Source organism: Cytobacillus sp. MT66 (assembly GCF_058792595.1).
Genome location: NZ_JBXAFB010000033.1, coordinates 1 through 11,191, shown reverse-complemented (window position 1 = coordinate 11,191; position 11,191 = coordinate 1). Strand labels below are relative to the sequence as shown.

At 39.9% G+C, this 11,191-nt stretch carries 7 protein-coding genes; 4 read left to right on the top strand and 3 right to left on the bottom strand.

Going from position 1 to position 11,191, the window contains the following annotated elements:
* Positions 1 to 747: 747 nt before the first annotated feature.
* The 3 genes from AC1Q59_RS24505 to AC1Q59_RS24495 all read left to right on the top strand — a co-directional run bounded on the left by AC1Q59_RS24505 (position 748) and on the right by AC1Q59_RS24495 (position 3,386).
* Positions 748 to 2,283: a YifB family Mg chelatase-like AAA ATPase gene (locus AC1Q59_RS24505; RefSeq protein WP_492368487.1), complete on the top strand. Its 1,536-nt coding sequence runs from the start codon at positions 748 to 750 to the stop codon at positions 2,281 to 2,283.
* Positions 2,284 to 2,850, top strand: a complete 567-nt coding sequence (locus tag AC1Q59_RS24500) for a transposase (protein WP_492368486.1) — start codon at positions 2,284 to 2,286, stop codon at positions 2,848 to 2,850.
* Between the two features lie 125 nt (positions 2,851 to 2,975).
* Positions 2,976 to 3,386 (top strand): hypothetical protein, encoded by a 411-nt coding sequence (locus AC1Q59_RS24495; protein WP_492368485.1) that lies wholly within the window; start codon positions 2,976 to 2,978, stop codon positions 3,384 to 3,386.
* 278 nt (positions 3,387 to 3,664) lie between these two features.
* On the opposite strand, the gene AC1Q59_RS24490 is transcribed toward AC1Q59_RS24495, so the two are convergent.
* From AC1Q59_RS24490 to AC1Q59_RS24480, 3 genes are all read right to left on the bottom strand, one after another.
* Positions 3,665 to 6,229, bottom strand: coding sequence for an Ig-like domain-containing protein (locus AC1Q59_RS24490; RefSeq protein ID WP_492368484.1), 2,565 nt, complete (start codon positions 6,227 to 6,229; stop codon positions 3,665 to 3,667).
* Between the two features lie 206 nt (positions 6,230 to 6,435).
* The gene (locus AC1Q59_RS24485) at positions 6,436 to 6,942 is read right to left on the bottom strand and encodes a ferritin (protein ID WP_492368483.1); all 507 of its coding nucleotides are present in this window, start codon (positions 6,940 to 6,942) and stop codon (positions 6,436 to 6,438) included.
* A 197-nt stretch (positions 6,943 to 7,139) separates the two neighbouring features.
* Positions 7,140 to 8,855: an alpha/beta hydrolase gene (locus tag AC1Q59_RS24480; protein WP_492368482.1), complete on the bottom strand. Its 1,716-nt coding sequence runs from the start codon at positions 8,853 to 8,855 to the stop codon at positions 7,140 to 7,142.
* Between the two features lie 163 nt (positions 8,856 to 9,018).
* On the opposite strand from AC1Q59_RS24480, the gene AC1Q59_RS24475 reads away from it, so the two are divergent.
* Entirely contained in the window at positions 9,019 to 11,109 is a 2,091-nt protein-coding gene (locus AC1Q59_RS24475; RefSeq protein WP_492368481.1) for a ligand-binding sensor domain-containing protein, read from the top strand.
* Positions 11,110 to 11,191 lie beyond the last annotated feature (82 nt).

Sequence of the window (11,191 nt, the reverse complement as noted above, 5' to 3'; positions counted from 1 at the left end):
TGTATTTTTTTTACAATTATTACGTGAGGTGTGTTAAGTGCGCCTTAAAAAGTAAAATCTCTACTTGACATAGTACGATGACACTCCTCGAAATTTGTCGAAAGATTACTAGACAAATAGGGTTGAAGGAAAGCTCTATCGAGAGAGATCTCTATGGGGCTTTTCTTTTTGTATTTTCAGAATATGAAATGTGTTAGAATAAGATTGCAGCTGAATATTGTGAGGGTGGCCAGGTTGTCGTTCTTCTTTCCGCTTTTCGGAAAGGAGGTGATAATCATGGAAACGTTTATAGATTTCTTTCGAGAAGTTCTGAAAGCAATAGTACGTGAGGTTTTTGCGTATTTTTTTCGGAAAAACATTCTAAGAAACGAGAAAACCACCCCGCGCCGTAGGAAGCATAAGGGTGGTTCACAAAAGAATTAATCTGCTTTGACAACCACCACCCTAACGGTAGCAGCTGCATGGAGAAGTGTTAGCGCACTTCTCTTTTTTATTATATGTCCATTATACACGAATTTATTCATTCTTTAAAGGGGAGGAAAAGGCTCGGGTGCTTGTCACACCTCGAAATTTGTCGAAGATTGATAGGCTTGTGGATTGGTAGATTATGATAAAATGTAATTGTGGATTTTTCCTCCCATGACTTCCGCGTTTTTCCCTTTCATTTATAAACTTCCATATACAAATCACATCTTATTTTTTAATATCCATTAAATTTCACCTAAATATTCCTAAGGGGGTTTTTTGATGACGAAAAAAGTATCAAGTATTGGTTTAAAAGGACTTGAGGGTTACCGTGTTCAAGTAGAAGTTAGAATTTCACCCGGTACCGAATCTATGGTAATTGTTGGGCTGCCAGATGCTTCTGTGAAGGAATCCAGAGAACGGGTTATTGCTGCCCTTAGCCATTTTGATTTAGATATTACCGATCAAAAAGTTGTAGTAAATCTTTCACCCTCAGAGCAAAAGAAAAACGGGCCACTGTTTGATTTGGCAATAGCGATTGCTGTGTTAAAAGAATTAAACGTGATCAAACTAGAAGTTCCAATGGATACTGCCTTTATCGGTGCGTTATCACTTGATGGGGTGGTTGTTGCATCTGAGGGAATGCTGCCAGCTTTGATATCGGCAAAAGCGTTGGGGATTAAGAAGGTTTATTTTCCATATGATCCGGCTATCCCGATTCATATGCTGCAGGATATAGAGTGCCATGTTATCCATCATATTGAGGAGGTTGTAAACCATTTGGAAGGCCAGGAAAATCTGCAATTTATCCCAAGTTTCATACCTGAAGATCCCATTTCCATCTTTACAAACCCAACCCAAAAGGATTTCTGCCATGTGATTGGCCATGAGCAGGCAAAACGGGCACTGGAAATTGCTGCCGCAGGTGAACACAATGTACTTATGAGTGGCCCGCCTGGGTGTGGAAAGAGCTTGCTTGCTGAAACCTTCTCTTCTATTCTGCCGCCATTAACTAATCACTCCCAATTAGAAGTCATGAGCCTTTACCAGCTAGCTGGGGAAAGCAGGGCTTCTCACCAAGCAGCCCCGTTCCGGCATCCACATCATTCCGCATCTTCCGTTGCTATTATTGGGGGTGGTTCAAGACCGAGACCTGGTGAAATATCACTTGCCCATCATGGGGTATTGTTTCTTGACGAAATAGCTGAATTCACCAAAAAGACCCTTGATATGCTTCGCCAGCCGCTTGAGACTGGTAAAGTGACAATTAGCAGGGCGCATTCAACAGTCACCTATCCTGCCTCATTTATCCTAATTGGTGCAATGAATCCATGCCCTTGCGGATATCTTGGGTCTAATCATCATTACTGCACTTGTTCAGAAAAACAAATTCAAACCTATCGGAATCGTTTGTCAGGACCAGTCCACGATCGAATAGATATTTTACTATCGTTGCAGTCTGTTAGTCTTGAACAAGGAATGAAAACCGAGGAGGGGTCAATGGAAATTAGGAAACGGATCGAAAAGGCCCGAAAGATACAATTTCAGCGCTATCAAACGGAATGTACAAATGCAAAAGTCTCGTTTGAAATCATACGGGATACAAGCCCTTTAACAAATGACCAGCAAAAGATGATCACAAAGGTCGCATCTAAGCAGAATTGGAGCAACCGCGTCCAAATCAAAATTATTCGGCTTGCAAGAACGATCTCTGATCTTAATGGGGAAAATATGATTACAGATAAAGCAATCTGGGAAGCGATGACACTTAGAAGATGGGGTCTACATAAACAACATTCGATTGCGAGGGAAAATTAAATGTCACGTCAAAAAAGAATATGGATTCCGAATCGTTTCTATCATATTGTTTGCCGTGGAAACCGACGAGATCCTCTTTTTCGAAATGCCACAGACTTTCAAGCTTTCCTCTATATTCTTCATCAGCTCCATGAACAAGTCTCCTTTGAAATTGCTTCTTACTGTTTAATGACAAATCATTATCACCTTCAAATCCGTTCACAAAATGTTCCTTTTTCCAGGCTCATGTCGCTAATTAATAAAAGATATGCTAATTACTATAACACTAAGTATCGCCTAACCGGACATGTATATGAAAAACGCTATTATGACAAAATCATTGAAGATAAAGAAGGAATGCTAGAAGTCAGCCGCTATATTCATTTAAACCCTGTCGAGGCAAAAATGATCAGGCAACCGGAAAACTATCCATGGAGCAGCTTTTATCTTTATAAGTATCCGAAATCCTTACCGCCTAAGTTTATGAACATGGCCATTTTACTAGCTTATTATGAAGGAACAAAGGAGCAGCAAAGGGAAAAGTATTGCCAAAGTGTGATAAATGATAATGTAAAAATGGTTGAGTAGAAAGAAGGGGCGGGGAGTTTCAATTCTTCCAATGACCGTATCGAATCAGACTCATATTTTTCCAGAGAAGTCCTTAGACATAGGGGGGACAATTTTATATTATACTATCAATAGAGGTGGATAAAATGGATGAAAAAATTCTAGAGCTTCTCGCAGAAATGAATAAAGAATTAAAGGGCTTGAAATTAGAGATGAAAGAATCTAATACTAAAATACACAACTTGAAATTAGAGACGAAAGAATCTAATACTGAAATACACAACTTGAAATTAGAGATGAAAGAATCTAATACTGAAATACACAACTTGAAATTAGAGGTGCAAAAATCTAATATTGAAATACACAACTTGAAATTAGACACGAAAGAATTTAAAACTGAAATGCACAATCGGTTTGACAAGCTAGAAGCAAAACTTGATGGTGTTGGTGATCAGTTTGAACGAACAAATGAATCAAGAATTGATGAGTTTGAGTTTATTGCTGACAAAGTAAATAAATTAGAGAAGGAAATTTATTTCCTAAAGAAACAAGAATAACAACTAAAAATGATCCTGAGACCTGGTGCCTTTCCCCACCCGAAAATTTTGAAACTTTAGTAGATGAATAGGGGTTGAAGGAAAGCTCTGCGGAGACGGGGCTTATATTAACTATGAGCAAATATGAACTAAATATTGTGAGGTAGCAAGGTTATCTCACTTTACGTATGTTTTCTCTTTGCAGATATTGAAATGTTTTCAAATGAATTAATAAGTTAAGGGATTTACTCAAAAAAGTAAATCCCTTGTTTTGGAGAAAGATATCCCTGGGCTGCGTACTAATTAATCTCTTTCACCGTTCCTGATGCAAGTGTATTCCCCGCACTATCTCTAATAGTAGTATTATCAGTAGTCTGAATTACAATTTTCCCAGAAGTAAAAAGGCCATCCTCATTTTGAATAAGAATCAGTTCCTTACTGCTGCTAGTCTTTCCTACTGTATATTGGCTAGCTGTTAATGGCTCTTGGTCATTGATAGTAATAACGAAATTCCCCTGCCCACTGTCTGGCAACTCGATATTTTCCGAGAATGTCAGTTTAATATAATTGCCCCTATCTATTACAGCACTAGTTAAAACAGGCTTTGTGTTCTCTTTAAGATTAACAGTGGCAGAATAGTTGTTCATTGTATTTCCGGAAAGATCTTTGATATTCTTTGCTGTAATTGTGTAATTGCCTGATGTTGTGATAATGCCCTCAGCCAGTTTAATAGTAACCACCTTTTTGTCTGCGCTTACGTTGAATGATGTTTCGCCTGTTAATGTCTTTCCGCCAACCGTATAGTTCGCAGGATTTGTCACGGTTTCCTCAGCCACTGCCTCGCTAAAGACAGCAATGAATACTCCATTTTCACCGGAAGACAGGAATGTTACTGTTGGCTTTTCGGTATCCTCTTTTTTCGTAACGGTAGTAGCAAAAGCTGTGTTGTTATTTTGTGAGATGGATTGATCTTTTACAGCACCTGCAGCCACATTAATGGTATAGACGCCATCAGGAAGGTTTTTGGCATCTATGATCATTTTGTTGTCTTTGTTTGCCTTAAGTGTAATCGTCACTACTTCATTTTTTTGATTATAGACAGTTACATTGCTTGTTGAAGGTGTGCCTGACTTCAAAGGTTCACTTAATGACAGCTGAATCTCTTTTGCATTTTTATCATAGGCAGCGCTGACAAATCGTGGTGGTGTAGTATCTTTGGTGAGGGTCACGGTCTGATCTGTTGTTTTACCTGAATTGCCTTCCACATCCTTATAATCTTTCACCTGTACATTTAATCTTACTGCCGTTTCATTTGTTCCATAGATGGATGTTGGCAGCTCGACATCGAAGGTTGTTTTCTTGCCGTCGGAGACATCCTTTACAGAAGAAGGCCGAATGGTTAAATTCCCCTTTTTTATAACCAAATGACTGTAGCTTGAAAAAGAAGCTAAAGGTTCGCTAAATTCAATGGTAATCGTCTTTTCATCCTTCACATCGATATCTTTCACAATTGGTGAAATCGTATCTGCAGCTGGATTATAAGTAAAGCTGCTTCTATACGTATTCATTGTATTTGGTGTGTAGACGACTAAATCTTTTGCTCCAGAGACTACAATGGAATAAGACCGGCCTTTTCGTAAACCCAACCCATCGAGTGCTGATTTTTGAATAATGACTGTATCTGAATCACTTGAAAGAGGGACCGATTTGACCGTTTTGCCGTCAATGGAAATCGCCAATGGTGAATCCTCGTCAATAAGCTCCGAAAATTGGATTTCAATGTTTCCGTTTGTCAGTGATTTGACATCAGTCACGGTTGGTTTTGTGCTATCAGAGAAAGTAAAGGTTGTGACTGCATCTTCTTTTCCTAATGCTTCATAATTAGCGGTTTGAATATTCCTTTTTACCGTGACGGTATAGGATGAATTCGTATAGAGTGGATCGTTCAATTCGATAACGGCTGTTTTTTTATCATCAGAAAGTTTTACGTTTTTAATCGAACGGCCGGAAACGGTGTAATTCGACGTATTTTCGGCTGCATTTGTGCTATAGCCGGCCAGCATTGCCCGATTGAATTCAACTTTGATCCGTTTTGGTTCTGCAGCACTGATTTTGTTTACCTTAGGTATAAGGTTGGTATCAATAGCGTTTAAGCGATCGGTTAATGTCTTTTTGATGACAGGGTTATCTACATATTTTAAATACTTTTTCGCTTCTTCTATATGCTTGTCTGCTTGGGCAGTATTTTTAGCGGCAATTGCTTTTGATGCAAGGTCAAGCTCAATTTTTACCGTAACAGCATAGATGGCACTGTCGCGCACCTTTTCAGCTGATTGCTTGTATTGGGCGCGGATAAGGTCACGGGTTGATTTGCCATAGACTCGATCTAAAAGGATGGCTTGCTTGCGGATTTCCTTTGAAAGCTCATGGTAGGTCTTTTCGGTCTCGTCATTGATTAGATCACGATCTAGCTGGTAGGCAAGTGCCTGCTGTTTCACTTTGATTTTTTCACCAGCTGTAATGGCATCGATGTAATGCATGGTCCGATTGATATGGAGCAGGACATTTGCTTCAAGATCTGCCAGATATTTGGTCTTTTGGGCTGCAGGCAAGGTATTTACAGCATCTAACGCTTGGATATATGCTCCTTTTGCCGAGTTGTATTGAGCCCATGGGCGAGTTTTTCCGTCTGCGGTTCCTTCGATGGAGATTGCCCATTTTAATACGGTTCCAGCATCCTTAGCTGCTTTCACAAGTTTTTCAGCCTGGCTTACTGTAGCAGCATCAGCAGGTGAAGCTGCAACAAAAGCTGATGCGGCAATTGTTGAGGCGCTTACTACCTTCATCACTTTCCCTTTGTTCATAGATATCCTCCTGGATTTGTAATGTATGGCAAAAATGGTATACTAATCCTATTTTAGAGGATTCCTGCAAATAGTTGAATAGATAAATAGAGCTAAGAGAGGAAATATTGAATTTTTAAGAATTGAGGGCGTGATTTCAATCTAAGAGGTTAAAAGGGGATTAGTAAAGGGATCTACTCTACAAAAGCAAATCCCTTCGTATATTTTTATACAGCCGCTGGAGCAGCTGCCGCTTTTCTTGCGCCCAATTCCTGGTCTAGCAGCAATAGGGCGGATGTATTATTGTCAGCAAGTCTGAGTCTGTCAACAATGGTTTTGACTTGAGCTTCTTCATCAATTTGTTCGCGTAAAAAGTCTTGAATGATAACAGCAGCTTGCGGGTCTGTTTGGCTGACAAAGTTATAAGCTTGACGGTAGGAGTTGGTCACAAATTGCTCGTGCTGTAAAACCCTTTGGAAGGTTTCTAATGGTGTGCCGAAATCGCTTGGCTGAGCGGGGATGTTCGCTAGCTGCACGGTACCATCTCGATTAATGACAAAGTCAATAAGTGTCAGCATATGGGTCCTTTCTTCATCCGACTGCAACCTTAACCAGTGGGCCATTCCTGTAAAGTTTTGCTTTCCCATATATGCAGACATGGCCAGATACATGGTCGTTGATAGGTGCTCGATTTGAATTAATTGATTAAAAAGCCTTTGAAGTTCCTCGTTCATCTTCACTTCTCCTTTTAAATATATAGTCATCCCCATTGTATGTAAAGGTCATGGAAAAGGGCTTGTGTCCTGTAAAAAAATGCTGTCAGTTCACATAAAAAACTGCACCCCATGTTTGGGGTGCAGTATATTACGTCGCAAGTATAAAGCTTGTTTTCAAAAATTCGACAACCAGTACCTCTAAGAAAAGAAGTACATTACTTTCCATTCAATTCCTTTAGCTTTGCCTTAGAAGGTGTCTTATATTCCACATATCCCTTCATATTCGTTATATAATAACCCCCGCCAAGCCCATACTGTCCGCCGAATTTGTTGTCATAGCGGTACACACGGTATTGCTCACCAGGCTTAAGTACTCTTTCAAAAACTAGTTTATCGCCTTCGCGTTTCCAAAGGTTAATTGGCTTTTTGACAGTTATTTTACCGATTTGGCCATTTTTCATTAGCAGGCCATCCCAATAGACTTTTTTCCCAGGTTGGGCAGGTTTGCTTACTTCTTCAGCAATTTCGCCTGTTTTTACCCATTGAGCGATATCGGAAATGAACTCTTGCGGGACGTTTCCAGGTGCCATATATTCGGTCATTCCATCCGCTTTTCCTTTATAGTCTACAAGCATATGGAACATGTCAGGGTAAAGCTTGTAATCGACATTGTCACGGTTCTTAAGGGCTTGTTTCCAGGCTTCGAGCTCTGAAGGCGGAACTTGAATATCCTTGCCTCCCTGTAAGAGAAGGGCTGGAACGGTTTGCTTCTTCATCGGTTCTGATGGAACGAAATCGCGAAGGCTAAACCACCAATAAGGTGTTGATAATTGGAAGCCAGCCGGCAGATTATCAAGAGAATACTGCGGATCATCCAGTAAGGCGAATTGTTCCTTAAAGAATGCCGCTTGTGCTTCTGCAGCCTTTATTTGCTCAGCAGGTAAATTCAATTCTTTCGCTCTTTTTACTTGCTCTTCGGTTTGCCAAAGCATAAGCTCATGGAACTTGCCAGCAGGCCCAGCAGCACCAATAACTCCTTTAATATCTTTTTGCTTGTCATTTTCAACAATCATCGGAAGGGCAAATGCTCCTTGGCTATGGCCGAACACAAAGATATTATCTTTATCGATTTCAGGCATTGTCTTCAATTTTTCAACAGCTAAATTTGCATCAATCACAGTCTCATCTTGGATAGTAAACTTCGGTGTTAAATAGGATTTAATCGCATGGGTGTAGGTTCTTTTATCATAACGAAGGACAGCAACTCCTTCATTGGCAAGTCCGACAGCGATGTCGCGGAATGGCTTTAATGATGCAATCGTGGCATCCATATCATGAGCTCCAGACCCTTGAACTAGGACAACAACCGGAAACGGGCCTTTGCCCTTTGGCATTGTTAGCACGCCAGGGAGGGCAAATTCACCTTCGCCAACAACAACCTGTTTTTCAGTATATTTTTCCGGATGGTTGTAGGAAGGGTTCGTGTATTTTCCCGGTATTGCATACGTATTGAACAGAATGTCATCAACCTTACCTGCAGCATCAATGTGCAAGATAACTTCGTAAGAGCCTTGTTCAGTTGTTACAGTGAATGTAGCATTAGTATGTATAGTATTCTTCGTGATGTTTTTAAATGTTACATCTGTTACTTTGCCAAATTGTCCGGTAAGACCCGTAATGAGACCAGGGAGCTGTTCTTTCGGCAGTTTAGCCTGAAGGTTTTTGCTTAAATGTTCATAGGAAGCGTCCCAATTGCCTGTTTTGAAAATCTCTGCAAATTCCTTTGTTTTGTCTGTAAAATTAACTTGATTAACCGTTTCTGCGGCAGCAGCCTTTTGCTCCACTACCGTTAGGCTGCTCATAATGCCTGATAGACCAATCGTCCCTGCAAGTGCTACTTTTCCAAGCGAAATCATTACCTTATTACCCATCCAAATTCCTCCTCTATTTTCCTCTATAATATATACGATTGACCTATGAAAAAAGTTCGCCTTTTCTGAAAATATTTTCAATAGATTAATAGAAATATTGGAAAAACAATCCACTCGGACTAGTAAATTTTGCTATAATGGGTGAAAGAAGGGAGAAGATTGGATGAAGAGAAAGATATTAATGATGATTGCAATCCTTCCAATATTCTTATCGCTGGGACAGCCTGGTGTGTTTGCGGAAGAAAATGTTAGCGGCGGAATTGAAGAAATCATCGAGGATGGGAACGGATACGAAGAGGAAGTGGAGTTTGAGGAAAACGAAGACAATATTAAAAACACCGAAGATGAGGATAAAAACTCCACATTGATCGGACCGCAAGTTTTTCAAACCTCAGCACTGACAGCAGCAGCTGGCTCAGATTACTTCGGAAACTCCTATATGTATTTTGTGATGCATGGAACACCTTCTGCTTTAACCGTGGTTGATTTGAATACCAATCAGGTAAAGCATACCTTTACTTTGTCCAACTCCACGAGTGCATGGGGACTAGATGTCGATGAAGATGGAACTGTCTGGGTTGGCGGTACAACAGATGGAAATGTATACAGCTATAATCCGAATACAGACCAGTTTCATGATCATGGCAATGTGCTGACACTGCCTAAGGATACAGCGATTCAGGATATTGATGCAGCCGATGGAGTTGTCTTTGGCTCTACAGCCTATGGCGGTAATGTGTTTAAGTTTGATCCATTTACAGAAGAGCTGGAGAATTTCGGTCAAGCGATGTACCGAAAGGAATTTGCCAAGTCGCTTGCTTATGATGAAGACAGTCATTCTTTATTTGTCGGTGTAGGGTCAAAGGCTGATTTGGTTAAAATTGATTTAGAAACAAAGAAAAAGACGGCGTTTTTACCAAATGAGTATAAAGATGATAAGTATGTAAGAGATATTAGAATTATAGGAAATGAAATCTATGCAAGAATGGACCCATCTAACCGCTTGGTGATTTTTGATAAGGAAACACTAGAGGAGACAGGAAGTCTTGAATTGAACTCCAGAACGGTTTCTTTAAAATCTCCAATGGAGGATACGATTTATTATTCGAAAAATAACACCCTATATAAATATGATTTAACGACACAGGAGGAAACTTCTCTGTGGGTTCCTTTATTAACAGGAACTGAGTTGCTTTCGCTAGACTTTGTTGAATTAAATGATCCTAATTATCCAGGTTACACACTTGTTGGCCTGATGGATAACGATGGAAATGTCTTAAAGTATAATCTTGAAACGGGCTATTATGAAATTTCTTTATTAGACTTGCCTGCACAGCCGGTGACGCTTTATACCATGATTCATGATGAAAAAAGAGAAAATGTATTTATCAACGGATATATGTCCGGTGGTTTAGCCATTTACAATCCGAAAACGAATCAGTCCAAGCTGTTCCAGGATATTAGCCAGATTGAATCAATGACGGTTTTGGGTGATAAGCTTTATTTAGGAGCTTATCCAAATGCCAGAGTTCTTGAGTTAGATCTAACACAGCCCTGGGGCCTTATGAATCCAAGGACATTAATGAGGCTTGGCGAATATGGCCAGTCACGTTCAACAGCCATTGCTGCTGATGAGAAGCTTGGCAAAGTATTTGTTGGTACCTACCCAGAAACAAGCATGGGCGGCGGGGCATTAGCAATCTATGATTTAAAAGAAGATAAATATGAAGTATTTGAGAATTATATTTATAACCAAAGTATTGTTTCATTATATCGTCATAAGGAATTTGTCTATGGCGGAACATCGATTCATGCAAATTACAAAGTAAACGAGCGCGGAGCAAGATTCTTCCGTTTTAGACCAGATTGGCCAGAGCAGAAGGAATATATCCATCTTCCAGTGGATGCTAGTATGATTACAAGCATTATGGCTGATAAAAACGGAACTGTATGGGCGATGGCTGACGGTACACTTGTTTCTTATAACCCTGAGACAAAGGAAATACGTACAAAGCAGGTCTTAGAACTAATTTCCGGACGTTTCCGTAATGCGAAGATTATTGAAGGCATCGATGGAAATATCTATGGAACGGTTGAAGGAAAGCTATTTAAGGCAGATCCAAAAACATTAGAGGTAGAAATTTTAAAAGATGAAGGTGCTAATGAGCTTGCTCAGGATGCACAAGGAAATCTGTATTTCCGTAATCAAGCTGATTTATGGAAGTACACGTTAACTACCGAAGAAGAGAAGTAAGTTTGAAAAGAGGCTGGGACATAATTAGCTTCAAATAGTGACAAAGGAGAATTTGAGTTCACTCAAATTCTCCTTTGTCTAT